Origin of the sequence: Pseudomonas sp. NBRC 111131 (assembly GCF_001320525.1) — a bacterium.
Classification (GTDB): Bacteria; Pseudomonadota; Gammaproteobacteria; order Pseudomonadales; family Pseudomonadaceae; genus Aquipseudomonas; species Aquipseudomonas ceruminis.
Window position 1 is genome coordinate 1 of the sequence record NZ_BCBH01000095.1, and the last position, 881, is coordinate 881.

General features: G+C 63.9%; 1 protein-coding gene. It reads left to right on the forward strand.

What is annotated here, in order from left to right:
* Nucleotides 1–881 (forward strand): Ig-like domain-containing protein (locus APH34_RS28415; protein WP_156358140.1); only part of this gene is annotated, 881 nt, incomplete at both ends.

Genomic DNA, 881 nt, shown 5'->3' on the forward strand with positions numbered 1-881 from the left:
AGCCTGGTGCAAATCGATGCTGCGGGTAATGCGTCTACTGTTGTGGACTTCGAAGTACCACTGACTTCGGCCCCCAATAGCCCCGGCGATCTGGTCATCTCGGCCGACGGTTCCACCCTCACCGGTACTGCCCCGGCTGGCAGCCGCGTCGAGGTGCGCGATGCCAACGGTACGGTGATTGGCACCGTGGTGGCTGGCGCTGACGGCACGTTCAGCATTACGCTCGTTCCGGCGCAAGCCAACGGTGAGTTGCTCGACGTGGTGGCAATCGATGGCAGCGGTGCAGCATCCCTGCCCGCCCAGATCACCGCACCGGATATCACCGCCCCCGCCACGCCAAGCGAGCTCAGTGTCAGCGCTGACGGTAGCGTGGTTACCGGCCGTGCCGAACCTGGCAGCACCGTGCGCATCCTTGCTGCGGATGGCACCACTGTATTGGGGACCGCTGTAGTGGGCGCAAGTGGCGCCTTTAGCATCACCCTCAACCCACCGCAGGTTGATGGCGAACAGTTGCAAGTCACTGCAACCGATGCCGCGGGCAACATCTCCACCGCGGGCAATGTCACTGCACCGGATATCGATGGCGGCGACACCACCCCACCAGCTGCACCTACCGACTTGGTGATTGGCCTGGCCGGTCAGCAAATCAGCGGCCGTGGTGAAGTGGGCGCCACCGTGCAAGTACGCGGTGGTGCAGGCAACGTGCTGGCCACCGGTACCGTGGGGGCCGATGGGACCTTCCAGCTCACCTTGAATCCGGCAGTCAAGGATGGCTCGTCGCTACAAGTGACCCTGACCGATGCTGCTGGCAATGTGTCGCCGCCCGGTTCGGTGACTTCTCCAGACCTGCAGCCGCCAGCTCAACCGACCGACTTGGCCTT